This window comes from Listeria weihenstephanensis (genome assembly GCF_003534205.1).
In the GTDB taxonomy this organism is placed as follows: Bacteria; Bacillota; Bacilli; order Lactobacillales; family Listeriaceae; genus Listeria_A; species Listeria_A weihenstephanensis.
This window is the reverse complement of sequence record NZ_CP011102.1, coordinates 370894-394851: the sequence shown is the minus strand read 5'-3', so window position 1 is coordinate 394851 and position 23958 is coordinate 370894. Positions and strand designations below refer to the sequence as shown.

38 protein-coding genes are annotated in these 23958 nt (G+C 40.9%); 4 read left to right on the top strand and 34 right to left on the bottom strand.

Going from position 1 to position 23958, the window contains the following annotated elements:
* Positions 1-29 precede the first annotated feature (29 nt).
* Positions 30-935, top strand: coding sequence for a LysR family transcriptional regulator (locus UE46_RS01880; RefSeq protein WP_036060314.1), 906 nt, complete (start codon positions 30-32; stop codon positions 933-935).
* 1 nt (position 936) lies between these two features.
* Here UE46_RS01880 and UE46_RS01875 read toward each other — a convergent pair whose 3' ends face one another.
* The 34 genes from UE46_RS01875 to pplA all read right to left on the bottom strand — a co-directional run bounded on the left by UE46_RS01875 (position 937) and on the right by pplA (position 20563).
* Complete coding sequence (locus tag UE46_RS01875) at positions 937-1599, bottom strand: VIT1/CCC1 transporter family protein (RefSeq protein WP_233230964.1); 663 nt, start codon at positions 1597-1599, stop codon at positions 937-939.
* 311 nt (positions 1600-1910) lie between these two features.
* Positions 1911-2318 carry a 50S ribosomal protein L17 gene (gene rplQ / locus UE46_RS01870; RefSeq protein WP_036060310.1) on the bottom strand — a complete coding sequence of 136 codons (408 nt, stop codon included), beginning with the start codon at positions 2316-2318 and terminating at the stop codon, positions 1911-1913.
* A gap of 27 nt (positions 2319-2345) precedes the next feature.
* A complete protein-coding gene (locus UE46_RS01865; protein WP_036060308.1) occupies positions 2346-3290 on the bottom strand; it encodes a DNA-directed RNA polymerase subunit alpha in 945 nt (314 codons plus the stop codon).
* A gap of 94 nt (positions 3291-3384) precedes the next feature.
* On the bottom strand, positions 3385-3774 hold the full coding sequence (rpsK, locus tag UE46_RS01860) for a 30S ribosomal protein S11 (RefSeq protein WP_036060306.1): 390 nt from the start codon (positions 3772-3774) through the stop codon (positions 3385-3387).
* A 30-nt stretch (positions 3775-3804) separates the two neighbouring features.
* Entirely contained in the window at positions 3805-4170 is a 366-nt protein-coding gene (gene rpsM / locus UE46_RS01855; protein WP_036060303.1) for a 30S ribosomal protein S13, read from the bottom strand.
* A gap of 18 nt (positions 4171-4188) precedes the next feature.
* The gene (gene rpmJ / locus UE46_RS01850; RefSeq protein ID WP_003156543.1) at positions 4189-4302 is read right to left on the bottom strand and encodes a 50S ribosomal protein L36; all 114 of its coding nucleotides are present in this window, start codon (positions 4300-4302) and stop codon (positions 4189-4191) included.
* A gap of 101 nt (positions 4303-4403) precedes the next feature.
* The gene (infA, locus tag UE46_RS01845) at positions 4404-4622 is read right to left on the bottom strand and encodes a translation initiation factor IF-1 (RefSeq protein WP_036060296.1); all 219 of its coding nucleotides are present in this window, start codon (positions 4620-4622) and stop codon (positions 4404-4406) included.
* Positions 4623-5004: 382 nt separating this feature from the next.
* Entirely contained in the window at positions 5005-5652 is a 648-nt protein-coding gene (locus tag UE46_RS01840; protein ID WP_036060348.1) for an adenylate kinase, read from the bottom strand.
* A gap of 67 nt (positions 5653-5719) precedes the next feature.
* Positions 5720-7021: a preprotein translocase subunit SecY gene (gene secY / locus UE46_RS01835; protein ID WP_036060292.1), complete on the bottom strand. Its 1302-nt coding sequence runs from the start codon at positions 7019-7021 to the stop codon at positions 5720-5722.
* Positions 7021-7461 carry a 50S ribosomal protein L15 gene (gene rplO, locus UE46_RS01830; RefSeq protein ID WP_036060290.1) on the bottom strand — a complete coding sequence of 147 codons (441 nt, stop codon included), beginning with the start codon at positions 7459-7461 and terminating at the stop codon, positions 7021-7023. Before rplO ends, secY begins: the two co-directional genes overlap by 1 nt.
* 51 nt (positions 7462-7512) lie before the next feature.
* Entirely contained in the window at positions 7513-7692 is a 180-nt protein-coding gene (rpmD, locus tag UE46_RS01825) for a 50S ribosomal protein L30 (RefSeq protein WP_003720933.1), read from the bottom strand.
* Positions 7693-7708: 16 nt separating this feature from the next.
* A complete protein-coding gene (gene rpsE / locus UE46_RS01820; RefSeq protein WP_036060286.1) occupies positions 7709-8212 on the bottom strand; it encodes a 30S ribosomal protein S5 in 504 nt (167 codons plus the stop codon).
* 21 nt (positions 8213-8233) lie between these two features.
* Positions 8234-8593, bottom strand: coding sequence for a 50S ribosomal protein L18 (gene rplR / locus UE46_RS01815; RefSeq protein WP_036065516.1), 360 nt, complete (start codon positions 8591-8593; stop codon positions 8234-8236).
* Positions 8594-8626: 33 nt separating this feature from the next.
* Entirely contained in the window at positions 8627-9163 is a 537-nt protein-coding gene (rplF, locus tag UE46_RS01810; protein WP_036060282.1) for a 50S ribosomal protein L6, read from the bottom strand.
* 29 nt (positions 9164-9192) lie between these two features.
* Positions 9193-9591: a 30S ribosomal protein S8 gene (rpsH, locus tag UE46_RS01805; RefSeq protein WP_036060280.1), complete on the bottom strand. Its 399-nt coding sequence runs from the start codon at positions 9589-9591 to the stop codon at positions 9193-9195.
* Between the two features lie 32 nt (positions 9592-9623).
* Positions 9624-9809 carry a type Z 30S ribosomal protein S14 gene (locus tag UE46_RS01800; protein ID WP_077912491.1) on the bottom strand — a complete coding sequence of 62 codons (186 nt, stop codon included), beginning with the start codon at positions 9807-9809 and terminating at the stop codon, positions 9624-9626.
* A 39-nt stretch (positions 9810-9848) separates the two neighbouring features.
* Entirely contained in the window at positions 9849-10388 is a 540-nt protein-coding gene (rplE, locus tag UE46_RS01795) for a 50S ribosomal protein L5 (protein WP_036060279.1), read from the bottom strand.
* A 29-nt stretch (positions 10389-10417) separates the two neighbouring features.
* Positions 10418-10738, bottom strand: a complete 321-nt coding sequence (rplX, locus tag UE46_RS01790; RefSeq protein ID WP_036060277.1) for a 50S ribosomal protein L24 — start codon at positions 10736-10738, stop codon at positions 10418-10420.
* Between the two features lie 39 nt (positions 10739-10777).
* The gene (rplN, locus tag UE46_RS01785; RefSeq protein WP_036060275.1) at positions 10778-11146 is read right to left on the bottom strand and encodes a 50S ribosomal protein L14; all 369 of its coding nucleotides are present in this window, start codon (positions 11144-11146) and stop codon (positions 10778-10780) included.
* Positions 11147-11223: 77 nt separating this feature from the next.
* On the bottom strand, positions 11224-11487 hold the full coding sequence (gene rpsQ / locus UE46_RS01780) for a 30S ribosomal protein S17 (RefSeq protein ID WP_036060273.1): 264 nt from the start codon (positions 11485-11487) through the stop codon (positions 11224-11226).
* 28 nt (positions 11488-11515) lie between these two features.
* Entirely contained in the window at positions 11516-11707 is a 192-nt protein-coding gene (rpmC, locus tag UE46_RS01775) for a 50S ribosomal protein L29 (RefSeq protein ID WP_036060270.1), read from the bottom strand.
* Positions 11694-12131: a 50S ribosomal protein L16 gene (rplP, locus tag UE46_RS01770; RefSeq protein ID WP_036060267.1), complete on the bottom strand. Its 438-nt coding sequence runs from the start codon at positions 12129-12131 to the stop codon at positions 11694-11696. The genes rpmC and rplP overlap by 14 nt, the downstream gene beginning before the upstream one ends.
* Before the next feature lie 2 nt (positions 12132-12133).
* Positions 12134-12790: a 30S ribosomal protein S3 gene (gene rpsC, locus UE46_RS01765; RefSeq protein WP_036060265.1), complete on the bottom strand. Its 657-nt coding sequence runs from the start codon at positions 12788-12790 to the stop codon at positions 12134-12136.
* Positions 12791-12793: 3 nt separating this feature from the next.
* Complete coding sequence (gene rplV / locus UE46_RS01760) at positions 12794-13138, bottom strand: 50S ribosomal protein L22 (RefSeq protein WP_036060263.1); 345 nt, start codon at positions 13136-13138, stop codon at positions 12794-12796.
* A 19-nt stretch (positions 13139-13157) separates the two neighbouring features.
* Complete coding sequence (rpsS, locus tag UE46_RS01755; RefSeq protein ID WP_036060262.1) at positions 13158-13436, bottom strand: 30S ribosomal protein S19; 279 nt, start codon at positions 13434-13436, stop codon at positions 13158-13160.
* 90 nt (positions 13437-13526) lie between these two features.
* Positions 13527-14360, bottom strand: coding sequence for a 50S ribosomal protein L2 (gene rplB, locus UE46_RS01750; protein ID WP_036060259.1), 834 nt, complete (start codon positions 14358-14360; stop codon positions 13527-13529).
* 37 nt (positions 14361-14397) lie between these two features.
* Positions 14398-14682, bottom strand: coding sequence for a 50S ribosomal protein L23 (gene rplW / locus UE46_RS01745; RefSeq protein ID WP_036060257.1), 285 nt, complete (start codon positions 14680-14682; stop codon positions 14398-14400).
* The gene (rplD, locus tag UE46_RS01740) at positions 14682-15305 is read right to left on the bottom strand and encodes a 50S ribosomal protein L4 (RefSeq protein WP_036060256.1); all 624 of its coding nucleotides are present in this window, start codon (positions 15303-15305) and stop codon (positions 14682-14684) included. The genes rplW and rplD overlap by 1 nt, the downstream gene beginning before the upstream one ends.
* 25 nt (positions 15306-15330) lie before the next feature.
* Entirely contained in the window at positions 15331-15960 is a 630-nt protein-coding gene (gene rplC, locus UE46_RS01735; protein ID WP_036060254.1) for a 50S ribosomal protein L3, read from the bottom strand.
* Positions 15961-15992: 32 nt separating this feature from the next.
* A complete protein-coding gene (gene rpsJ, locus UE46_RS01730; RefSeq protein WP_036065498.1) occupies positions 15993-16301 on the bottom strand; it encodes a 30S ribosomal protein S10 in 309 nt (102 codons plus the stop codon).
* A gap of 317 nt (positions 16302-16618) precedes the next feature.
* Complete coding sequence (fmnA, locus tag UE46_RS01725) at positions 16619-17419, bottom strand: FAD export ECF transporter transmembrane subunit FmnA (RefSeq protein ID WP_036060252.1); 801 nt, start codon at positions 17417-17419, stop codon at positions 16619-16621.
* Between the two features lie 23 nt (positions 17420-17442).
* Positions 17443-18399, bottom strand: coding sequence for a 1,4-dihydroxy-2-naphthoate polyprenyltransferase (gene menA, locus UE46_RS01720; protein WP_036060251.1), 957 nt, complete (start codon positions 18397-18399; stop codon positions 17443-17445).
* Positions 18400-18414: 15 nt separating this feature from the next.
* On the bottom strand, positions 18415-19491 hold the full coding sequence (locus UE46_RS01715) for an FAD:protein FMN transferase (RefSeq protein WP_036060250.1): 1077 nt from the start codon (positions 19489-19491) through the stop codon (positions 18415-18417).
* Between the two features lie 172 nt (positions 19492-19663).
* Positions 19664-20563: an extracellular electron transfer flavoprotein PplA gene (pplA, locus tag UE46_RS01710; protein ID WP_036060346.1), complete on the bottom strand. Its 900-nt coding sequence runs from the start codon at positions 20561-20563 to the stop codon at positions 19664-19666.
* 389 nt (positions 20564-20952) lie between these two features.
* Between pplA and UE46_RS01705 the strand changes: the two genes are divergently transcribed.
* From UE46_RS01705 to eetB, 3 genes are all read left to right on the top strand, one after another.
* On the top strand, positions 20953-22836 hold the full coding sequence (locus UE46_RS01705) for an FAD-dependent oxidoreductase (protein ID WP_036060249.1): 1884 nt from the start codon (positions 20953-20955) through the stop codon (positions 22834-22836).
* A 115-nt stretch (positions 22837-22951) separates the two neighbouring features.
* On the top strand, positions 22952-23389 hold the full coding sequence (locus UE46_RS01700; RefSeq protein WP_036060248.1) for a NusG domain II-containing protein: 438 nt from the start codon (positions 22952-22954) through the stop codon (positions 23387-23389).
* 30 nt (positions 23390-23419) lie between these two features.
* Complete coding sequence (gene eetB / locus UE46_RS01695; RefSeq protein ID WP_036060247.1) at positions 23420-23956, top strand: flavinylation system FAD exporter subunit EetB; 537 nt, start codon at positions 23420-23422, stop codon at positions 23954-23956.
* Positions 23957-23958 lie beyond the last annotated feature (2 nt).

Genomic DNA, 23958 nt, shown 5'->3' with positions numbered 1-23958 from the left:
CATCACACCCATAGAAAAGAGGAGAACACATGAACCTACGCCAACTTCACTATTTCCGCACACTCGCAAAGTTAGAACACTACACCCAAGCAGCCGCCGAACTCGGAATTTCACAACCAAGTCTCAGCCACGCCATTTCCGAACTAGAAAAAGACCTGAACACCTATCTCTTCGAAAAACAAGGCCGCAACGTCAAACTAACAAAATACGGACGCTTTTTCCTACCTTACGTCACAAACTCACTCGCAGAACTCGAACGCGGCGAAGAGCAACTCCGAAAATTAACAAGTGCAACCGGAGGCGTTGTTGATCTAGCTTTCATCTACACACTTGGCGCCCACTTCGTCCCAACACTGATTCGCGAATTTGCCAAAATAGAGCCCGACATCACTTTTTCCCTACAACAAGGCACGACAAATAACCTCATTCAAGGTCTGAAAGAGGAAAAATACGATATTGCACTTTGCTCCATGGTCACCGATACAACCGACGTGGAGTTCATTCCCATTGTCGAAGAAGAGCTGGTCGTCATTGTTCCGCTGGACCACCCACTAGCCCATAAATCGACCATAAACTTAAAAGATACACAAGACTATCCATTCATCTCATTTAGCGCAAGTAGTGGCGTGCGGCCTCTCATCGACAGCCTATTTCGCGAGGTCAACATCACACCTAATATCAAATTTGAAGTAGAAGAAGATTCCGCACTTGCAGGACTCGTCGCAGCAAACCAGGGCATCGCCGTCATCCCAAGAATCTCCACACTCACTCACTATCCCGTCGCGATCCTAACCATCACCGAGCCCGCACATCAGCGATTCATCTATATTACCACCCTTAAAAATCACTACCTACCACCCGCTGTGAAAGCGTTTCAAGATTTTGCAATTTCCTACGCACGCAAACATTACCTAGAACAGAATCACCGTTTATAACTCAAGCACCAACCAGCGTCCCAACGCCATACGTCACAAGCATCGTCAGCATTCCAACAACCATATTCCGCAAAACCGCATTTCGCTTTGGCGCCTCGCCCAAATAAGCACTAACATAACCCGTCAAAGCAAGTGCCAGCAAGACAACGACAAACGTCATCCAAATCCGAATCCCCGCCGGTAAAAGTAAAATCGCCAATAATGGCAAGATCGCCCCAACTGTAAAAGAAACCAAAGAAGATAACGCTGCCTGCCAAGGATTCGCAAAATCATTCAATTTCAAGCCAAGCTCTGCCTCCGAATGTGCCGCCAATGCATCCTTTTCCATCAGCTTCGTTGCAACTTCCTTTGCCAAACGATCTGATAATCCCTTCTCCTTATAAATACCCGCAAGTTCCTCAATTTCCCCTTGATAATCATTCGTTAACTCTAATTTTTCCTTATTGATGACTGCTTCTTCCGTATCCTTCTGCGTACTAACAGACACATATTCTCCACCAGCCATAGAAAGCGCACCAGCTATAAGCCCAGCAATTCCCCCTATAAAAATAGTCCCTATATCCGTTGTCGCACCAGCAATTCCAATCACGATTCCAGCTACCGAAACAATCCCGTCGTTCGCACCAAGAACACCTGCCCGCAAAATATTTAACTTCTGATTCATTGTTGAACTCCGCATAACGTCATCTCCGTCCTTCCCCAATTATACAGGAAGTGCCCCATACTATACAAATTGATCCCAGCGCATACAAAAAAGCTAACCGCATAAACGATTAGCTTTTTTGTATCATGTCATTCATAAAGTTCGCGATCGATCTCTACGTTATGTAACAGTGAATAAGGGTTGCCCCTTGATTCACAACAAAAAAAAGCCTGCGCTTCTCTCCACACTTTTTGCGAGAGAGAAGACACACAGAGCTAGACAAAGACGGCGAACCGCTCTATCATAACACTCCACTTGCTTTAACACATGAATTATACTAATTCAATGATAACCATTGGTGCGCCATCACCGCGACGAGGACCTTTTTTCATGATACGAGTGTATCCGCCTTGACGTTCCGCGTAACGTGGAGCAACATCATCAAATAATTTTTGTAAAGCGTAAACTGGACGATTTTTTGTCACAGTATTACCATCTTTATCTTTCACTTCTTTTTGTACCACGTTAACAACTTCGTGACGTACAAAAGCAGCTGCTTGACGACGAGAATGCAAGTCTCCTTTTTTACCAGAAGTGATCAATTTTTCAACGACAGAACGAATCTCTTTAGCTTTCGCTTCAGTTGTTTCGATACGTTCGAAAACGATTAAATCAGTCGCTAGATCACGTAGCAATGCTTTACGTTGCGATTTAGTACGACCTAATTTTCTGTAACCCATGGATTTCCCTCCTTCACAAAGTAAAAATTAATTTTCGTTTCGTAAACCTAAGCCAAGATCAGACAGTTTCACTTTAACTTCTTCTAAAGATTTACGACCCAAGTTACGAACTTTCATCATATCATCCTCAGATTTGTCAGCTAATTCCTGTACTGTATTGATTCCAGCGCGTTTCAAACAGTTGTAAGAACGAACAGATAAGTCCAATTCTTCAATTGTCATTTCAAGCACTTTCTCTTTATGGCTTTCTTCTTTTTCAATCATGATTTCCGCTTTTTGAGCTTCATCTGTTAAATCAACAAAAATATTTAAATGCTCTGTAAGAATTTTTGCTCCCAAGGAAACAGCTTCTTCAGGGCTAATACTTCCGTCTGTTAAAACGTCAAAAGTAAGCTTGTCATAATTCGTGGATTGTCCAACACGTGTTGTTTCCACTTGATAGTTAACACGGATAACCGGGCTAAAAATCGAGTCAACTGGAAGTACACCGATTGGCATGTTTTCACGTTTATTTTGATCCGCAGGTGTATAACCACGACCACGTGCCGCATTAAGGCGTACATGGAATTTTGCGTTATCACTAAGAGTGGCAATATGAAGATCTGGATTCAGAATTTCAACATCGCTATCGTAGTTAATATCGCCAGCAGTTACGACTCCTGGGCCTTGCATATCAATTTCCAAAGTTTTATCATCTTCGGCATACACTTTAAGTGCAAGTTTCTTGATATTTAAAATCATGCTAGTTACATCTTCTACTACACCTTCGATTACAGAAAACTCATGTAACGCTCCATCGATCTGGATAGACGTTACTGCAGCACCAGGAAGAGAAGATAACAGAATACGACGTAAGGAGTTACCCAAAGTTGTACCATATCCACGCTCTAGTGGCTCTACAACAAACTTTCCATACTTGGCATCATCGCTGATCTCAATCGTCTCGATTTTCGGTTTTTCAATTTCGATCATTCAAATTTACCCTCCTTCAAAACGTCTCTTTGGCTAAGATCCCTATGAAGAATCTCGTGACAATAGTTCAAAGTTGCGAACAAAATACGACTACTTAGACACGACGACGTTTTGGAGGACGACATCCGTTATGAGGAACTGGAGTTACATCTTTAATAGCAGTTACATCAAGACCTGCAGCTTGAAGAGCACGAATCGCTGCTTCACGACCTGAACCTGGTCCTTTAACTGTTACTTCCAAAGTTTTCAAACCATGTTCTTGTGCAGCTTTTGCACACGTTTCAGCCGCTAATTGCGCCGCGAAAGGTGTTGATTTACGAGCGCCTTTAAAGCCTAAAGCTCCAGCACTTGACCATGCTACTGCATTACCGTGCATGTCAGTAATCGTTACAATTGTATTATTGAATGTAGAACGAATGTGTGCAATACCAGCTTCGATATTCTTTTTCACACGACGTTTACGAGTATTAGTTTTACGTACCATTCACAAACTACCTCCTTTACTTACTAATAATTATTTCTTCTTACCTGCGACCGTTTTTAATGGGCCTTTACGAGTACGTGCGTTATTCTTCGTGTTTTGTCCACGAACTGGTAGACCACGACGATGACGCATGCCACGATAAGAACCGATTTCGATCAAACGTTTGATATTCAAGTTCACTTCACGACGAAGATCACCCTCAACCTTAATTTTGTCAACTAGTTCACGGATTTTACCAAGTTCTTCTTCAGTCAAATCACGAGTACGAGTATTTTCAGAAACACCTGCTTCTTTTAATACATCTTTAGCCGTTTGGTTACCGATACCATAGATGTAAGTCAAAGATATTACGATACGCTTTTCGCGCGGAACATCAACACCTGCAATACGTGCCATTTATAAAAGCACCTCCTCTTATCCTTGTTTTTGTTTATGTTTCGGATTTTCACAAATTACCATTACTTTACCTTTTCTGCGAATAACTTTACATTTCTCACAGATTGGTTTTACTGATGGTCTTACTTTCATGTAGATATACCTCCTTGTTTACTAGAGAAAATGTCTCTATAAACCGATTGAAAAATAGCTGGCGAACCAGACCGGTATATAATTTCATTTCCGATAATTTCTTATTTAAAACGGTAAGTGATTCTGCCACGTGTCAAGTCATACGGGGAAAGTTCCACCGTTACTTTATCACCTGGTAAAATACGAATATAGTGCATACGGATTTTGCCAGAAACTGTAGCTAAAACAGTATGACCATTTTCTAGTACAACTTTGAACATCGCGTTAGGCAATGTGTCTTCCACTGTACCTTCCACTTCGATTACATCTTCTTTTGCCATAAGTTGCTACCTCCTTACTCTTTTTAACTGGACCATTTACAGGTCTGCCATTTCTTTTCGCGTAAAATTTTATTACATGAAAAAACGCTAGACATACCAAAATTGTTCCCCACGACAAGGAATTAATTTTATACATCGTCAGACAATCGGTAAAAGTACGGTCCCGCAAAAATGGAAGTACAAGTGCATCTGGCTCGAGTTCGAACGCCTTCATATCACTATTTCCAGTAGCATTCCTATTTATCCAGATGATCTTCAGACAATCTCTCGTTCATCATGTTTCGCATAGTTGTTACTCATTGCACTGCCAATTACCCATTATACTACAAAACAAAACATTTTGCACTACATAGGTACCGACTGTAAAATAAGCGATGATTTCTTAAAATGAAGCTAGAATCTTATCTACGTCTTCGAACACAACATCAATGTCTTGCTCTCCGTTAACCGCAAATAATGTTCCTTTTTCACCATAAAAATCTAACAATGGTTGCGTTTGTTTGATATTAACATTTAGGCGATTTTCAACAGTTTCTGCTTTATCGTCTTCACGTTGGTAAAGTGTAGCACCATCAATGTCACAAATCCCCGCTTGTTTGGGAGGATTGAAAACTTCATGATACGTTTTACCACACGTTGGACAGATCCACCGACCAGTCAGACGTTTCATCAGGCTGCCTTTATCTACTTGAATGTTAACAACAGCATCAAGCTTTGTTCCGAGGTCCGAAAGAATACTTTCTAATTCCTCAGCTTGCTCAACAGTACGTGGAAACCCATCAAGCAAGAAACCATTCTTAGCATCATCTTCAGCTAAGCGCTCACGAACGATACCGTTTGTCACATCGTCAGGAACTAAATTGCCGCTATCCATAAAGGATTTAGCTTTCAGACCTAAATCTGTGCCATTTTTTATTGCTGCGCGGAACATATCCCCAGTTGAAATGTGAGGAATATTGTATTTTGCAACAATCTTTTCAGCTTGCGTACCCTTACCGGCACCGGGCAGTCCCATTAACACTAGTTTCAACTGTATCGCCCCTTTATTTAGTAGCACGTCGGGGCATGAAGTTTAACCCTCCTGCCGACCCACGTGTTTATTTGATAAATCCTCGGTAATTTCGTTTAACAAGCTGTCCTTCTAATTGTTTTGTTGTATCAAGGGCTACCCCGATAACGATCAGCAAGCTCGTACCACCAATGGCGATAGATTGCGGAAGGTTGAATACAGCCGCCCCAATTGTAGGCATAATTGCTACTACAGAAAGGAAGATTGCACCAACAAAAGTTAGACGATAAAGCACACTAGTAAGATACTCTTGTGTTTCACGACCAGGACGTTTACTTGGAATATACCCACCTTGTTTCTTCAAGTTATCTGCAACTTTCTCAGGATTCACTTGAATGAACGCATAGAAGTAAGTAAATGCGATGATCAAGGCAACGTATAGACACATACCAATCGGCTGCGTATAGTCAAAAATTTGTTTTAAGACTTTCACAACTTGGCTGGTTGAGTCAACGAATGCAAAACTCAAAATAGTTTGCGGTGTAATGATAAAGGCACTTGCAAAGATTACCGGTATAACCCCAGCAGAGTTAAGTTTAAGTGGTAAATGCGTTGCTTGCGCTCCACCAGTTTTTGCACCAGCGACACGTTTTGAGTATTGAATTGGAATCTTACGCAATGCTTGTTGGAAGTAAATAACGAGCACAATGATCGCTAAAACTGCCACGGCAATGGCGATAAGAATCAGAACGCGCATGAACAACTGATCACCAGCATCTTCAATTTGCGATACGTAGAGAGAGCGTATGCCATCAGGAATACGAGCTACGATACCAGCAAAGATAATAATGGAAATACCATTACCAACGCCACTCACAGTAATTTGTTCACCTAACCACATCAGGAACATTGTACCAGTCGTAAGAACAACTGCAATTGCCAAGTATTGAGGGATAGAAGGATTTATAATAAAGCCTGAACCCGCCAATCTATTGAAACCAAAAGCCATACCGAATGCTTCGACAAGCCCTAGTCCAATCGTTAAGTAACGCGTCAATTGGTTGGATTTCTTACGTCCCATCTCACCTTGTTTTGACCACTCAGTAAGTTTGGGCACAACATCCATTTGTAATAGTTGCACGATAATCGATGCGGTAATGTAAGGCATAACACCCATCGCGAAGATCGAGAAGTTCTTCAGCGCACCACCATTGAAAGTGTTCAAGAATCCTAGAATCCCTGTTTCCATCGATTTTTGAATTGTAGCTGCGTCCACTCCCGGTACCGGAATAAAAGTCCCGATACGGAAAATGACAAGCATAGCTAACGTAAACATGATTTTCTTACGAATGTCTGCAACTCTGAAAAAATTGATCAACGTCGAAAACATTAGATCACCTCAGTTTTTCCACCAGCAGCCTCGATAGCCTCTTTAGCAGCTGATGAGAATTTGTTAGCTTTCACTGTAAGTTTTTTCTCGATTGCGCCGTCAGACAAAATCTTAATTCCAGATTTTGCGTTACGAACGATACCTGTTTCAATTAATAATTCAGGTGTTACTTCTGTACCATCTTCAAAGCGATTTAAAACATCAATGTTCACAACAGCATACTCTTTGCGGTTGATGTTTGTGAAACCACGTTTTGGAATACGACGGAACAATGGTAATTGTCCACCTTCAAAGCCTAGGCGTACACCGCCACCTGAACGTGCTTTTTGACCTTTGTGACCGCGTCCTGATGTTTTACCGTTACCAGAACTCATACCACGACCAACACGATTACGCTCTTTACGAGAACCTTCTGCAGGTTTAAGTTCGTGAAGTTTCATGTCAAGCACCTCCTCCTATTTACGATTTTATTCATTTTAATAATTAATAGCTTAAACTTCTTTAACGTCCACTAAATGACTAACTTTAGTGATCATCCCACGAATTGCAGGATTATCTTCTTTTACAACAACAGAATTAGTTTTTCCCAAGCCTAGAGCTTGAACTGTTTTGCGTTGTGGTTGAGGGCGTCCGATTAAGCTACGTTTTAGAGTGATTTCTAATTTCGCCATAACGTTTATTCCCTCCTTATCCTAGTAATTCTTCAACTGTTTTGCCGCGTAATTTCGCAACATCTTCAGCTTTTTTAAGTTGTTTGATACCGTCAAAAGTAGCACGAACCATGTTGATTGGTGTGTTAGATCCTAGTGATTTACTAGACACATCAGCAACACCAGCTAGCTCAAGGACAGCACGAACTGGACCACCAGCAGTTACACCAGAACCGGCGCTTGCAGGTTTTAGGAGAATTTCTCCACCACCAAAATGACCGATTGCTGTGTGTGGGATTGTAGTGTCAACAGTTGGTACGAAGATCATATTCTTCTTAGCATCGTCAATTGCTTTACGGATAGCATCTGGAACTTCTTGTGCTTTACCAGTACCGAATCCAACATGACCGTTTTTATCGCCAACGACTACGAGCGCTGAAAAACGGAAACGACGACCACCCTTAACTACTTTCGCAACACGGTTGATAGTAACTACGCGTTCTTCTAATTCTAATTTGTTTCCATCGATTTGTTGAGGCATGTAAGTTGTCCCTCCTTCTTATTAAAATTCCAATCCATTTTCACGAGCAGATTCAGCTAAAGCTTTCACACGACCATGATACAAATAGCCTCCACGGTCAAATACAACAGCTTTAACGCCTTTTTCTGTAGCGCGTTTTGCAACGATTTCTCCTACTTTTGTAGCAGCGTCAACTTTTGACTCAGCTTTAGGGAAATCTTTATCTACGTTAGATGCGCTAGCGATTGTTACACCGTTAACATCATCGATAAGTTGAGCATAAATGTTCTTGTTTGAACGGAATACGTTCAAGCGTGGACGAGCTGCTGTTCCAGAAATCTTAGAACGAACACGACCATGTCTTTTTTTACGCACTTTATTTTTGTCGATTTTGGTAATCACACGACTCACCTCTTCTCTTAGCTTTATGCGGTATTATTTACCGGTTTTACCTTCTTTACGACGTACAAATTCTCCTTCGTAACGGATACCTTTACCTTTGTAAGGCTCTGGTGGACGTACGGAACGGATATTTGCAGCCAATTCGCCAACGTGTTCTTTGTTAATACCGCGAACGATAACTTTCGTATTCGCTGGTACTTCAACTTCAACACCTGGACGAGCTTCGAATTCTACTGGATGAGAGTAACCTACGTTTAAAACAAGAGTAGTACCTTGTTTCGCTGCACGGTAACCTACACCAATAAGCTCAAGAGTTTTTTCGTAGCCTTCAGATACACCGACAACCATGTTATTTAAAATAGCACGTGTCGTACCATGAAGCGCACGGTGTGTTTTATTGTCAGAAGGACGAGTTACAGTGATCTCGCTTCCTTCGATATTGATAGTCATTTCGGGACTAAAAGTTTTTACAAGCTCACCTTTAGGGCCCTTAACAGTAGCAGTTGAACCATCTAGTGTTACAGTAACACCAGCTGGAATTTCAATAGGTTTTTTACCTATACGGGACATTTATCGCACCTCCTTGTGATTTTCTTTTCTTACCAAACGTATGCTAGAACTTCTCCGCCCACTTGTTTAGCGCGAGCTTCTTTGTCTGTTAACAAACCTTGAGAAGTAGAAACAATTGCAATACCTAAACCGTTAAGTACTTTTGGTACCTCATCAGCTTTAGCGTAAACACGAAGACCTGGCTTACTGATACGCTTAAGTCCAGTAATTACACGCTCGTTAGCTGCACCATATTTAAGGAAAACACGGATTGTACCTTGTTTGTCGTCTTGAATATACTCAACATCACGGATGAAACCTTCTTTTTTAAGGATTTCAGCGACTTCTTTTTTAATTTTTGAAGCAGGAACTTCTAATTTATCGTGACGTACCATATTGGCGTTACGAATACGAGTTAGAAAATCTGCGATAGGATCTGTCATCACCATGAAAAATTTACCTCCTTCCCATTATTGGGTTTTTACCAGCTTGCTTTTCTGACGCCGGGAATTTGTCCTTTATAGGCAAGTTCACGGAAGCAGATACGGCATAGTCTAAATTTGCGAATAACGGAATGTGGACGACCACAACGTTCACAACGAGTGTAAGCTTGAACAGGATGTTTCGGTGTGCGTTTTTGCTTCGCGATCATTGATTTTTTAGCCACGTTTGCGCCTCCCTACTTATTTATTGATTACTATTTGGATTACTTTTGAAACGGCATTCCAACTTGTGTCAGTAATTCTTTTGATTCTTCGTCAGATTTAGCAGTAGTAACGATTACTACGTCCATTCCGCGAACTTTACTTACTTTATCGTAATCAATTTCAGGGAAAATTAATTGTTCTCTAACACCTAGCGTGTAGTTACCGCGACCGTCAAAGGCTTTTTTAGAAACCCCACGGAAATCACGTACACGTGGTAAAGATACAGTAATTAATTTGTCTAAGAAATCATACATGCGGTCTCCACGTAGCGTTACTTTCGCACCGATTGGCATTCCTTCACGAAGACGGAAACCAGCGATTGAATTTTTCGCTTTTGTGATTACAGGTTTTTGACCAGTGATTAGAGCTAACTCTTCCACTGCACTATCCAAAACTTTCGCATTTGCTGTTGCATCACCAACACCAGTGTTGATTACGATTTTGTCGATTTTTGGTACCTCCATTACGGAGTCATAATTGAATTTGCTCATTAGAGCAGGAACAATTTCCTTAAGATAACGATCTTTAAGGCGATTCATGTAATATTCCCTCCTTCCTCAAATACTTTTTATTTAGTTGCGTCTTTTATAACTTCACCGGATTTTTTAGCTACGCGTACTTTTTTACCATCCTTGATTTCGCGGCTCACACGAGTCGGTTCACCAGTTTTTGGATCGATAAGCATTACGTTAGATACGTGAATCGGTGCTTCAACATTTAAAATTCCACCTTGCGGGTTAACGTTTGATGGTTTTGTATGTTTTTTAACCATGTTAAGTCCTTCAACGATCACGCGATCTTTTTTAGGGAACGCAGCGATAATTTTGCCGGATTTACCTTTATCTTTACCAGTAATAACTTGAACTTTATCACCTTTTTTGACATGCATTGGGTCTAGCACCTCCTTGAGAATTGAAACTAGTGTATTTTAAAGAACTTCTGGAGCTAAAGAAACGATCTTCATAAAGTTGCTTTCACGAAGTTCGCGAGCAACAGGTCCAAAAATACGTGTTCCACGAGGACTTTTATCATCACGGATTATTACACATGCATTTTCATCAAATTTGATGTAAGAACCATCTTGACGACGCGCTCCACTCTTAGTACGAACGATAACCGCTCTAACTACTTCACCTTTTTTGACAACGCCACCTGGTGTTGCTTGTTTAACAGTACACACGATTACGTCACCAATGTTCGCAGTTTTGCGTCCTGATCCGCCAAGTACTTTAATTGTTAATACTTCACGAGCACCAGAGTTATCAGCGACTTTCAAACGACTTTCTTGTTGAATCATTAGGATATCCTCCTTCCAGACATACAAACAGGAAATTTATTTTTCCCAGTAATATTTTTATTATTATGGTTCACGATTTAAACTACTACAGCTTCTTCAACAACTTCTAGTAAGCGGAAACGTTTAGTCGCCGATAATGGACGAGTTTCTGCGATACGAACTAAGTCGCCTGCTTTAGCTACATTATTTTCATCATGAGCTTTGAATTTTTTAGAATACTTCACGCGCTTGCCATAAAGCGAGTGTTTCTTATACGTTTCAACAACGACAGTGATTGTTTTATCCATTTTGTCGGATACAACACGTCCTGTATAGACTTTACGTTGGTTACGTTCAGACATGTATTAAAACCTCCTCCTGAATTAAATTTTAGGCAAGTTCTCTTTCACGAACGATTGTTTTCATACGTGCGATCGCTTTACGTACTTCACGAATACGTGCAGTGTTTTCCAATTGGCCAGTAGCTAATTGAAAGCGCAAGTTGAAAAGCTCTTCTTTAAGAGATTTTTCTTTATCTTGAATTTCAGTAGTGGACAATTCACGGATATCAGTTGCTTTCATTTGCTTCACCACCAATTTCTTCGCGTTTCACGATTTTTGTTTTAACAGGTAATTTATGTGCTGCAAGACGTAATGCTTCACGCGCTACTTCTTCAGGTACACCTGCGATTTCGAACATGATTTTGCCACGTTTAACTGGGCTTACCCAACCTTCCGGAGCACCTTTACCTTTACCCATCCGAACGCCGATTGGCTTAGATGTGTAAGATTTATGAGGGAAAATTTTAATCCAAACTTTACCGCCACGTTTCATGTAACGAGTCATTGCAATACGGGCAGCTTCGATTTGACGGTTAGTGATCCATGAAGCATCAACTGCTTGAAGACCAAACTCACCAAATGCTACTTCTGTTCCGCCTTTTGCGCGTCCACGCATGTTACCACGGAACTCACGACGGTATTTTACACGTTTTGGAACTAACATTATTATTTTCCTCCTTCCACATTTGTTTTCTTCGTAGGAAGGACTTCACCACGGTAGATCCAGACTTTAACGCCTAGTTTACCATAAGTTGTGTCAGCTTCTTCCCATGCGTAGTCGATGTCGGCACGCAATGTATGAAGAGGAACTGTTCCTTCACTGTAATGTTCTGAACGAGCGATATCCGCTCCACCTAAACGACCAGAAACTTGCGTTTTAATACCACGAGCTCCTGCACGCATAGTGCGTTGGATTGCTTGTTTTTGTGCACGACGGAACGATACACGGCTTTCTAATTGGCGAGCGATACCTTCTGCTACTAATTTAGCATCAAGATCTGCTCTTTTGATTTCTACGATATTGATATGAACTTTTTTACCTGTAAGTTCATTTAAGTTTTTACGTAAAGATTCAACCTCAGATCCACCTTTACCGATAACCATTCCTGGTTTAGCAGTATGGATAGTGACGTTTACACGGCTTGCAGCGCGTTCGATTTCGATACGAGATACAGAAGCATCTGATAAGTTTTTCGCGATATAATCACGGATACGTATATCTTCATGTAAGAAGTTCGCGTATTCTTTACCAGCATACCATTTTGAATCCCAATCACGAATGATACCTACACGCATACCGATTGGATGTATTTTTTGGCCCACGAATTATCCCTCCTCGACTTCAGATACCACGACTGTGATGTGGCTTGTACGTTTATTTATTGCGCTTGCGCGTCCCATTGCACGTGGACGGAAACGTTTCAATGTTGGGCCTTCGTCAACGAATGCCTCAGAAATTACTAAGTTGTTTACATCTAAATCATAATTATGTTCAGCGTTTGCGACTGCTGATTTTAAAACTTTTTCGATAATCGGAGAAGCTGCTTTTGGAGTAAGTTTTAAAATAGCAACGGCTTCACCGACTTGCTTACCACGTACTAGATCCATTACGAGTCTAACTTTACGCGGAGCAATACGAACAGTTCTTGCAACGGCTTTTGCAGTTGTCATCAGGATATCCTCCTCTCAATTAACGTTTTGTTTTTTTATCGTCGCCCGCATGACCGCGGTACGTACGAGTTGGTGCAAATTCACCTAATTTATGTCCTACCATATCTTCTTGGATATAGACTGGAACGTGTTTGCGACCATCATATACAGCAATCGTTTGTCCAACAAATACTGGGAAAATCGTTGAGCGACGAGACCAAGTTTTAATAACTTGTTTCTTTTCGCTTGCATCAGCTGCCTCAACTTTTTTCATCAAATGATCATCTACAAAAGGTCCTTTTTTCAAGCTACGACCCATGTCGGAACCTCCCTTCGCATAGTCAGGAATCGGAAAGCTTGAGCTTGCCCGTTCCTGCTACCTATAAATTCGTTTAAATTACAAATCCAATTATTTTTTCTTACGACGACGTACGATAAATTTATCGGAGTTATTGTTTTTCTTACGAGTTTTGTAACCAAGTGTTGGTTTACCCCAAGGAGACATTGGTGATTTACGTCCGATTGGTGCTTTACCTTCACCACCACCGTGTGGGTGATCGTTCGGGTTCATTACAGATCCACGGACAGTTGGGCGTTTACCCATCCAACGTGAACGACCTGCTTTACCAATGTTGATAAGTTCGTGTTGTTCGTTACCAACTTGGCCGATAGTAGCACGACAAGTAGAAAGAATCATACGAACCTCACCAGAGTTAAGACGGATTAATACGTATTTACCTTCTTTACCAAGCACTTGAGCACTTGTTCCAGCAGAACGTACTAATTGTCCACCTTTACCAGGTTTCATTTCGATATTGTGAATAACAGTACCGACTGGAATATCTTTAAGTTCTAATGCATTACCAACTTTGATATCCGCTTCTGAGCCTGAGTAAATTGTTTGGCCTACTTCTAAGCCTTTCGCTGCGATGATGTAGCGTTTTTCTCCATCAACGTAGTGAATTAATGCGATGTTAGCAGAACGGTTAGGATCGTATTCGATCGTAGCAACGCGTCCTGGAATACCATCTTTATTACGTTTGAAATCGATCACGCGGTATTGACGTTTATGTCCTCCACCGTGATGACGAACAGTTAACTTACCTTGGTTATTACGACCAGCCTTCTTTTTCAGAGGACGTAGCAAAGCTTTTTCTGGAGTACTTGTAGTAATCTCAGCAAAATCTGAACTCGTCATGTGACGACGGCCGTTTGTGGTAGGTTTATACTTTTTAATCGCCATTGTATTCCCTCCTCTATTAGTTCAATTCATAGAAGTATTAAACTTCGAAAAATTGGATTTCTTTGCTATCGGCAGTAAGTGTCACGATAGCTTTACGACGCTTGTTTGTATAGCCAGCGTAACGGCCCATACGTTTCAATTTACCTTTGTAGTTCATTACGTTTACTTTCGACACTTTAACTTCGAAAATTTCTTCGATAGCTTTTTTTACGTGTGTTTTAGTAGCGCGTGTATCAACTTCAAATGTATATTTTTTGTCGTCTAAAACACTTGTTGATTGCTCAGTGATAATTGGGCGCTTAATGATGTCGCGTGCATCCATTATGCAAGCACCTCCTCTACTTGTTCAAGAGCTGCTTTTGTGATAATTAACTTATCATATTTAGCAACATCTAGTACTGAGATACTTTGAGCTGGAATAACTTTAATGCCTTGTAAGTTACGTGCAGATAATTCTACATTTTCACTTTCATCGGCAACTACTACCAATGCTTTTGTATCTACAGAAATATTTTTAAGGAAAGCCGTGAATTCTTTAGTCTTAGGAGCTGAGAAAGTTAAACCTTCAAGTACTACTAAGCCGTCTTCTTTTACTTTAGAAGAAAGGATCGATTTGATCGCTAAACGACGAACTTTCTTAGGTAATTTGTAAGCATAGCTACGTGGTGTTGGGCCGAATACGACTCCACCTCCACGCCATTGTGGGGAACGAATCGAACCTTGACGGGCACGACCTGTACCTTTTTGACGCCATGGTTTACGTCCACCGCCGCGTACTTCTGAGCGGCCTTTTACTTTATGAGTTCCTTGACGTAAGGAAGCTCGTTGACTCAAAATTACATCAACAACCACTTTTTCATTTGGTTCAATACCGAAAATAGTATCGTTAAGTGTAATTTCGCCAGCTTTTGTTCCATCTTGTTTCAATAAAGCTACGTTGGGCATTTGTTAGTCCTCCTTTCCAATTAAATTATCTTGATTTGTTAGCTGTTTTGATTTGGATAAGTGCTTTTTTAGCTCCTGGAACGTTTCCTTTTACTAAAATAACATTTTTCTCAACATCAACTTTGACGATTTCTAGGTTTTGGATAGTGATTTGATCTCCACCCATACGACCTGGAAGTAATTTATTTTTGAATACACGGTTAGGTGCTACTGGACCCATTGAACCTGGGCGACGATGGTAACGCGAACCATGGGACATTGGTCCACGGGATTGACCGTGGCGTTTAATAACACCCTGGAAGCCTTTACCTTTCGATACGCCTGTCGCGTCAACGATGTCACCTTCTGCGAATACGTCTACTTTAATTTCTGCACCAATCTCATACTCGTCTAAGTTTACATCGCGTAATTCGCGAATGAAGCGCTTAGGAGTAGTATTGGCTTTTTCTACATGACCTTTTTCGGGTTTGTTTGACAATTTTTCGCGTTTATCCTCGAAACCGATTTGAATTGCTTCATATCCGTCTGTCTCAACAGTTTTCTTTTGAAGTACTACGTTAGCACCTGCTTCGATTACTGTTACTGGAATAAGTTCGCCGTTTTCAGTGAAAACTTGTGTCATCCCTACTTTTCTACCTAAGATTCCTTTGGTCATGAGTCACACCTCCTGTTTAATTAAATTTTTATTTATAGTTTGATTTCGATGTCCACACCGCTTGGTAAGTCTAAACGCATAAGGCTATCAACAGTTTGTGGTGTTGGATTAACGATATCGATTAAACGTTTGTGTGTACGCATTTCGAATTGCTCACGTGAATCTTTGTATTTATGAACCGCACGCAAGATTGTGTAGATTGACTTCTCAGTTGGAAGTGGAATCGGACCAGATACAGAAGCACCAGAACGTTTCGCAGTTTCTACAATTTTCTCAGCCGATTGATCCAAGATACGGTGATCATACGCTTTTAAACGAATACGAATTTTTTGTTTTGCCATAATTTTCCCTCCTTTTCGCCTATTTTCAAAATAGACATTCTCCGTGAAAATCTCCTGAACACTCGCCATGGCAAAGCGGCCGGGTGTGTCAGCAACCTCTCACTTCATCACATCTACAGCCCCAACCAGTGGGGGTGTGGCACGAAATAGACAGACCAATGCCTGTTCATTTGCACTTTATCTATTATACACGTCCGTGCTAGTAATTTCAACGATTTTCTTTAAAAAGTTTTATGACGCTTATATTACGGCATTTTATTTCATTTTTAACATTGAAAAAGACTGGAAACATTGTCGCTGATCCAGTCTTTTCATTATTACGATATTCTAAGCATAACTAGCGCAGTTGTTAATGCAACAAGTACGACACCTGCTACTAAGTCACACCAGTGCCAATGCAAAATTCGAAATCTAGTTCTTTTCTTGTCGCCTTGGTAGCCACGAGCTTCCATTGCATCAGCCATGTCTTCCGCTCTATTGAAGGAACTAACGAACAGTGGGATGAAGATTGGAACGACGACTTTCATTTGCACGAAGAGATTCCCCTCGCCAAACTCAACGCCTCTCGCTTTTTGTGCTTTCATTATTTTATCGGTTTCTTCCATTAATGTTGGAATGAACCTGAGCGCAACAGAAATCATGAGTGCGATATCTTGGACTGGCATCTTGAATATTTTAAACGGGCGCAGTATGTACGCAATGGCATCTGTTAGGTCCATAGGAGTCGTTGTGAGCGTGATTACGGTAGATATGAAGATTATCAGCACAAAACGAATGAACACGAACACGCCGTTGATCAGGCCGAATGAGGAGATCGCAAATGGCCCCCAAGTGAAATAGATCGTTCCTCCACTCGTGAACAACGCTTGAAGTAGCACCGTGAAAAGGATAAGCCAAATCAGTGGTTTAACGCCTTTTATAAAGAAGCGGTACGATATGCCTGTCAGCGCAATCACGAAGAACGTAAATAAAGTGAGCAACAAGTATGTCTGCCAATTGTTTGCTAAAAATAGTATCCCGATAAAATAAAAACCAGCGATCAATTTCGTTCTTGCGTCTAATCGATGAATAAGGGATTCCCCAGGCATGAAGCGCCCAAATATTAATTTGTCTATCATCAGAAATCCCCTTTCTTTCTATATTACATATTTTTAAAAATAAGACTAGCCGCCAGAAATACGACAATCGCACTATTCGTTACTACAAAATTTTTGATGGAGATAACGAATGTTTTCGCTTTGACTTGCTCTGCGTTGAATTTCTGTAGATTTTTAAATACCGGAATGAGAGCGATTAAGGTTAGCAACATAATCGGACTTAGGAAACCGATGGCTACGGCAACAATAATCGCTACAAATGAAGCATAGTAAAGCGCATTGAATAATAGTACGGCATACTTTTTACTAATGTAGTACGGCAATGTGTAGCGGTGATTTCGAATATCTTCGTCTAGATCACAGATATTGTTTGCTAGCATGATGTTAGCAATTGTGAAGATGCACGGCAACGAGATCACAGCAATTCGGATTATCTCAATCAGATTCACTCTCACAGTAACCCATTCGCCTGACCAAATCAAGTTTGCGATACCCGCGTCATATGCGTTGACATAAATCGCCAGAAATACGATGCCAAAACCCATTGTCACACCCGAGAATATTTCTCCAAGTGGCATACGGGAAAGTGGCACAGGGCCAAATGTATACAAAATACCTATGCAAAAGCAAATGAAGCCCACGAGTAAAACTAACAGATCTGTCTCGAATACTAACCAAACTCCCAGACCCGTCGCAATGAAAAACATCAAGAAAATCGTGATAATCACTGTTATTTCAGGTATCCGCTCTTGTCCAATCACATTACTCGTCGTCCGGTAATCATAATCGTGGTTGTTCGTCGCCTTCCGATAGTCCATGTAATTGTTAATCGCTGTTGTCGTTAAGTCAAAGATCAACATGGACCCAAAGAAGATCAGCGTGTTTTTCCAGCTAAATAGGTCGTATTGATATACCACGAATAACGTTCCTATAATGAATGGGAAAACACTAGCGATCTTCGTTTGGATTTCTACCAATTTAAAAAAAGCTGGTACCGACACGTTTTACACTCCTTTTTAATTCGCCATCTGGAAATTCTTATCTGTTAACTTAAACTTCCCTTTTAGGCCAGATGTTTCGTATACTTTTTTCTCTTTACTTACAAAAATTGCTTCAACGCCTTTATATTTTTCAATGAATTCCATACCGCCTTTTATCCCTTTGGAGAATGTCGCAGTTGATAGGCCGTCACCGTCGATCGATTTCTCGGATACAATGGACACGCCTGCTATGTCATTATCAAATGGATAACCGGTATCTGGATCTAAAATATGGTGATATTTCACGCCGTCAACCTCTAAAAAGCGTTCGTAAATACCGGAAGTTACGATTGATTTGTTCGCTTCTGGTATAGTGCCTATAATTGTTCCGCGCGAGGAGAAGGGATCTTGAATACCTACCATCCAATCGCCACCTTTAGGGCTGTCTCCTTTTACGATGATGTTTCCGCCAAGGTCAATGATCGCCGTCGTCACTTTGTTAGCATCCAATACATCTTCTACCTCATCCGCGATATACCCTTTTGCAATCGCGCCAAGATCCAATTCCATGCCTGCTTTTTCAAGGTAAACTGTCTTTTTGCCTTCATCAAGTTTTACTTTTTTATAATCAATCAGCGGTAATACAGCATCAATTTCTGCTTGCGTTGGCTTCTTCGCATCGTCAAAACCGATATGCCATAGAGAAGTAAGCGGACCGATTGTTATATCAAAACTCCCATCTGAACTAGCGCTGTATTTCAATCCTTCTTTAATAAGATAGAAAACGTCGTCGTTCACTTTTACAGGGTTTTTACCTGCGGCCAAATTTACTTTATCTACTTCCGATTTTTTAGCGCTATCGCTCGTCGTAATTTGCGCATCTAGTTCCTTAATTCGATCAAACGCTGGCATCAAAACGGATTCTTTCCCTTTGTCATAGATTTTCACAACGTTAATTGTACCCATCAGAAAATCAGTTTTTGTATACGGTTGGGACAGGATTTCTGGATCTGATTCTTTTGTTGTTTTGCTTTCTTTTGTATCGTCGTTTCCGCAAGCCGTAGCGACTATTGCTAAAAGCACAAGTGTTAATAGAATATAGAATTTCTTCATTGGAGTGACACCTTTCGGGTTAGGATAGTATTTATCAATATAATTATTGCTATTTTAATGTATAGTCGATCTAGTCCTTTGTCAAGAAAACAGAAATCTGGTGCTAGCTTCCAACAAAAAAGGCTCCAGAGTTTTCGCTCTGAAGCCCTTGATAGTTTTACATTTTGTTTACTTACTCAGAGTCTACTTTGTTGTAAACTTTAATCATATCTGTGTTACCAGATTGAGCTGCGTTGTAAAGTTGTGCTGCGTAGATTTTGAATGCGTCAGATGAATGTGTCGCACCAGTTACTACTGCAACGTCTGCTGGGTTTTGTTTGTCAACAAGCGCTTTGTTAAGTGTTGGAATGTATTCTTGTGGACCCACACCAGTTTTAGCTTTCATGTTTTTCTCGTAGTCAGCGTCGTCTGTTTTTAATTTGCCGTCTTTGTCTACATAGTTGTAATCAGATGTCGCGATTTTACCATCTTTTACTTCCATGTTGAACACGACACGGTAGTTGTTCGCATAATTTTGTTCTTCTAGAGAATATTTACCGTCTTCTAGTTTAGCACCATTGTTGATTTCAATTGTCGCAGTGTCTGCACGTTGCGCCGCTTGGATCAATTGGTTTGAGTAGTTAATGAAAGAATCAGATGAATGAGTTGCCCCTGTTACTACTTCAACGTCAGCAGCTGATTGTTTCGAAACTAGCGATTTATTCAATGCTGGAATGTATTCTTGTGGACCAGTTCCAACTTTAGCTTTCATGTTTTTCTCGTAGTCAGCGTCATCAGTTTTAAGATCGCCATCTTTGTTTTTGTAGTTATAATCAGATTCTGTAATTTTATTGCCGTCGACTTTGATTGTCATGAAGCCTTTCCAACCTTTGTCGTCAAAATTCTTTTCTTGTAGTTTGTAAGTACCATCTGTCATTGTACCGTCCGTTTTAGCTTCAGTTTTCTTTGTGTCAGTTTGTTTGCTGTCACTTGATGATTTACTGTCGCTGCTGTTATCGTTTCCACATGCTACTAACAACATGCTTGATGCCATAACTGCCGTCAGGGCCATTGCTAACTTTTTCTTCTTCATAATTTTGCTCCCACCTTTTAAAATATTACTTGTGAGAATGTGAACATTCGTTCTCATTCAAAACACAAGCTCACCTTAATTCACTTCAAATGATACCATTATTGTACCAAATTGTCTACACACAGTATGCATGTTTTTAAAAGTAATCCATTTAGAAAGCGATATCTTCCCTATTTTTTCGTTCTTTTTAAAAATTTTACCACTCATAATGGGTTTTATTGCGGGAGAAGTGGTTACATCTCGAAATTACGTTTGTTTCTCGTTTTTTGAGGGTAAAGACCCTAGACAGTCGTTGTTCTATCTGTTAAACTGAGTTAGGTTATTACTATAATTTTTAGTACAGGACTTATAATTTTTGTGAATATACTTACAAGGAGTTGAGAAAGCATATGCCTGAAAAGAATATTGTTATAATAGGGGCGGGATATGCAGGTGTACATGCGGCTAAGAAATTAGCGAAAAAGTACAAGAAAGATGATTCGGTAACGATCACGTTAATTGATAGACATTCCTATCACACGATGATGACTGAATTGCACGAAGTAGCTGGGGGACGTGTTGAACCAACAGCAATACAGTACGATTTGCGTCATTTGTTTAATCGTTCTAAAGTGAAATTAGTGACAGATAACGTGACACATGTTGATCATGACACGAAAACTGTTACAACAGAACATGGTAGCTATCCTTTTGATTACCTCGTTCTTGGTATGGGTGGCGAGCCTAATGATTTCGGAACACCTGGTGTTGGCGAACATGGTTTCACACTTTGGTCTTGGGAAAACGCGGTTAAGTTACGCGAGCATATCGAGACAATTGTTCATGATGCATCGGAAGTACAAGATGTAGAAAAACGCAAAGCCATGCTTACTTTTGCTATTTGTGGTTCTGGTTTTACTGGAATCGAAATGGTTGGGGAATTGCTTGACTGGAAAACACGTCTTGCGAAAGATAACAAAGTCGATGTTTCTGAAATTGAATTGATTGTTGTCGAAGCGGCACCAACGATTCTAAACATGCTAGATCGTAAAGATGCTCAAAAAGCGGAAGACTTCATGCTGAAAAAAGGTATTAAAATACTGAAAAACGCAGCAATCGTTGAAGTTAAAGCGGAAAGCATTGTACTTAAATCTGGCGAAGAAATTCCAACGCATACATTAATTTGGACTGCTGGTGTTCGTGCCAATTCCGATACGAAAGATTATGGTATGGAAACTGCGCGCGCTGGTCGTTTGAAAGTTAATGAATACATGGAAGCTGAAAAATTCGAAAACACGTATGTTATCGGTGACTTAGCTTATTACGAAGAGGAAGAAGGCAAACCAACACCTCAAATCGTAGAAGCTGCTGAGCAAACTGGGATGACTGCTGCGAAAAGCATCATTTCCGAAATCAGCGGAACTGAAAAAGAAGCTTATAAGGGGAAATATCACGGCGTTATGGTTTCCATCGGTTCTAAATACGGTGTCGCTAACTTAGGCGGTCTTCGCTTACACGGTTGGTTCGCTATTTTCATGAAACATATGGTTAACTTGTATTACTTCTTCGGTATCCGTAGCGGTTATTACATGACGCAATACATTTCTCATGAATTCTTCCACATTAAAGACAACCGTAATATTTTCCGCGGTTGGACATCACGTTATGGTAACGTTCTTTGGACATTGCCCCTACGTATTTATGTGGGTTGGTTCTGGGTTGACGAAGCTCTTTCTAAAATTTACGGTGAGACCACGTGGGATAAAGTTAGCCTGACAAATCTCAAACCGTTATTCCAAGGGCTTGGACCTGATTCATGGTTAACTGCAACAACTTCAAAAATGCCATTCGAGTGGTTGCAAACAGACGCGACATCTGGTGCGTCACAAGCGGCCGGCGATGCTGCTGGTGCTGCTGCGACAAACGTAACAACACCAATTTTCGCGCATATGCCTGGTTGGTTTGAGTGGATCATGAAACTTATCATGCCAAATCTCGACGTTGCTCTTTTCATGCAAAAAGTCGTTCCGTTTGTAGAACTTGCTATTGGTCTTGCACTTGTGGTTGGTTTGTTCACTTGGTTAGCTAGTATCGGAAGCGCTGGTTTCCTAGTAATGTTCACCCTTTGCGCTATGCTTGGTTGGGACAAATTCTGGGCGTTACCTGCTTCGATCGCTTTACTAAATGGCGCTGGACGTACATTTGGTTTAGACTATTGGGCTATGCCTTGGTTCCAAAAACATCTCGGGCGCTGGTGGTACGGCAAGGAAAGTTCCATCTATCACGACAAGTAATTTCATATGATTGACTCAAATAGCGAAAGGCAGCCGAAAAAACTGCCTTTCGCTATATATTTTTGCGCTAGTGTATTACAATGGGAATAAAGCTAGTTAGAGGGGGAAAAGAATCGTGAAGGAATATCTACATATGGTGAAACGTTGGGATGTTATTATTATTATTCTCTTGACCGTACTTTCTTTTTTGCCTCTAGCTATTTTTACATATGCAAAATCGCAAGAACCTGCAGCCCCACCTGGTTCGGAGACGAAACTTGTCGCTGTTATTAAAGTCGATGGTAAAGAATATAAAAGCGTAGATCTAACTGGTCATACTGGAAAAGAGACGTTTAGAATCAAGGCCGACGACGGTGATTACAATGATATCGAAGTCAAAGATGAAAAGATTCGGATTAGCGCGGCCAACTGCAATGATCAGGTCTGCGTACGTGTCGGTTCTATTAGCAAGCTCGGCGAGACCATCGTTTGTTTACCACATAAAGTCGTGATCGAAGTCCAGTCCACAACTGGCGAAACAGAACCTGATGATGGTATCGTGATTCCATCCTAGGCTGATTTTTTGAAAATAGGAGATGTGTACATGACTAAAAATAAGCGTTTAGTATATATTGCCTTACTCGCCGCCCAAGCTGTTGTTATTAGTTTACTCGAGCGCGCGATACCCTTTCCATTCGCCTTTGCGCCTGGTGCTAAACTTGGTTTGGCGAACATCATCACTTGTATTTCCCTGTACACGCTATCCACGAAAGATGCTTTTATGATCGTTTGTATCCGCCTGGTTTTAGCGACACTGCTCGGCGGGACAATCTCCACATTTATGTATAGCGCTGCCGGAGCAATTTTAAGTTTTGGTGGTATGTGGTTAGTGAAGAAACTCGGGCCAAAACGCGTGAGTATTATCGGTGTCAGCACGACTGGCGGAATTCTTCATAATGTCGGTCAACTTGTAATCGCAAGCTGGATTGCCGGTAGCTGGAACGTCATGCTCTACTTGCCAGTCCTCTCGTTTATCGGTATACTATCAGGGATTGCGGTCGGTATCGCGGCCAACTATTTAATTAAAAATGTGCAAACGCTACGTGCTTTTAATAAAACGAATGAACCTATTCAAAACTAAGC

Coding starts and splice junctions, on each gene's coding strand:
- rplE (WP_036060279.1), bottom strand. CDS start 10,388: ATGAATCGCCTTAAAGATCGTTATCTTAAGGAAATTGTTCCTGCTCTA.
- rplC (WP_036060254.1), bottom strand. CDS start 15,960: ATGACCAAAGGAATCTTAGGTAGAAAAGTAGGGATGACACAAGTTTTC.
- rpsJ (WP_036065498.1), bottom strand. CDS start 16,301: ATGGCAAAACAAAAAATTCGTATTCGTTTAAAAGCGTATGATCACCGT.
- rpmC (WP_036060270.1), bottom strand. CDS start 11,707: ATGAAAGCAACTGATATCCGTGAATTGTCCACTACTGAAATTCAAGAT.
- UE46_RS01865 (WP_036060308.1), bottom strand. CDS start 3,290: ATGATCGAAATTGAAAAACCGAAAATCGAGACGATTGAGATCAGCGAT.
- UE46_RS01875 (WP_233230964.1), bottom strand. CDS start 1,599: ATGAATCAGAAGTTAAATATTTTGCGGGCAGGTGTTCTTGGTGCGAAC.
- rpsH (WP_036060280.1), bottom strand. CDS start 9,591: ATGGTGATGACAGATCCTATCGCAGATTTTCTAACTCGTATTCGTAAC.
- infA (WP_036060296.1), bottom strand. CDS start 4,622: ATGGCAAAAGAAGATGTAATCGAAGTGGAAGGTACAGTGGAAGACACA.
- UE46_RS01705 (WP_036060249.1), top strand. CDS start 20,953: ATGCCTGAAAAGAATATTGTTATAATAGGGGCGGGATATGCAGGTGTA.
- fmnA (WP_036060252.1), bottom strand. CDS start 17,419: ATGATAGACAAATTAATATTTGGGCGCTTCATGCCTGGGGAATCCCTT.
- rpsQ (WP_036060273.1), bottom strand. CDS start 11,487: ATGTCTGAACGTAACCAACGTAAAGTCTATACAGGACGTGTTGTATCC.
- rpsS (WP_036060262.1), bottom strand. CDS start 13,436: ATGGGTCGTAGCTTGAAAAAAGGACCTTTTGTAGATGATCATTTGATG.
- rplP (WP_036060267.1), bottom strand. CDS start 12,131: ATGTTAGTTCCAAAACGTGTAAAATACCGTCGTGAGTTCCGTGGTAAC.
- rplW (WP_036060257.1), bottom strand. CDS start 14,682: ATGGATGCACGCGACATCATTAAGCGCCCAATTATCACTGAGCAATCA.
- rplO (WP_036060290.1), bottom strand. CDS start 7,461: ATGAAACTTCACGAACTTAAACCTGCAGAAGGTTCTCGTAAAGAGCGT.
- rpsE (WP_036060286.1), bottom strand. CDS start 8,212: ATGCCTCAACAAATCGATGGAAACAAATTAGAATTAGAAGAACGCGTA.
- rpmD (WP_003720933.1), bottom strand. CDS start 7,692: ATGGCGAAATTAGAAATCACTCTAAAACGTAGCTTAATCGGACGCCCT.
- rplN (WP_036060275.1), bottom strand. CDS start 11,146: ATGATTCAACAAGAAAGTCGTTTGAAAGTCGCTGATAACTCTGGTGCT.
- rplV (WP_036060263.1), bottom strand. CDS start 13,138: ATGACAACTGCAAAAGCCGTTGCAAGAACTGTTCGTATTGCTCCGCGT.
- rplB (WP_036060259.1), bottom strand. CDS start 14,360: ATGGCGATTAAAAAGTATAAACCTACCACAAACGGCCGTCGTCACATG.
- rplF (WP_036060282.1), bottom strand. CDS start 9,163: ATGTCCCGTATAGGTAAAAAACCTATTGAAATTCCAGCTGGTGTTACT.
- rplQ (WP_036060310.1), bottom strand. CDS start 2,318: ATGGGTTACAGAAAATTAGGTCGTACTAAATCGCAACGTAAAGCATTG.
- rpsK (WP_036060306.1), bottom strand. CDS start 3,774: ATGGTACGTAAAACTAATACTCGTAAACGTCGTGTGAAAAAGAATATC.
- secY (WP_036060292.1), bottom strand. CDS start 7,021: ATGTTTTCGACGTTGATCAATTTTTTCAGAGTTGCAGACATTCGTAAG.
- eetB (WP_036060247.1), top strand. CDS start 23,420: ATGACTAAAAATAAGCGTTTAGTATATATTGCCTTACTCGCCGCCCAA.
- rpmJ (WP_003156543.1), bottom strand. CDS start 4,302: ATGAAAGTAAGACCATCAGTAAAACCAATCTGTGAGAAATGTAAAGTT.
- UE46_RS01880 (WP_036060314.1), top strand. CDS start 30: ATGAACCTACGCCAACTTCACTATTTCCGCACACTCGCAAAGTTAGAA.
- pplA (WP_036060346.1), bottom strand. CDS start 20,563: ATGAAGAAGAAAAAGTTAGCAATGGCCCTGACGGCAGTTATGGCATCA.
- rpsM (WP_036060303.1), bottom strand. CDS start 4,170: ATGGCACGTATTGCAGGTGTTGATGTTCCGCGCGAAAAGCGTATCGTA.
- UE46_RS01715 (WP_036060250.1), bottom strand. CDS start 19,491: ATGAAGAAATTCTATATTCTATTAACACTTGTGCTTTTAGCAATAGTC.
- rplX (WP_036060277.1), bottom strand. CDS start 10,738: ATGCATGTCAAAAAAGGTGATAAAGTTCAAGTTATTACTGGTAAAGAT.
- rplD (WP_036060256.1), bottom strand. CDS start 15,305: ATGCCCAACGTAGCTTTATTGAAACAAGATGGAACAAAAGCTGGCGAA.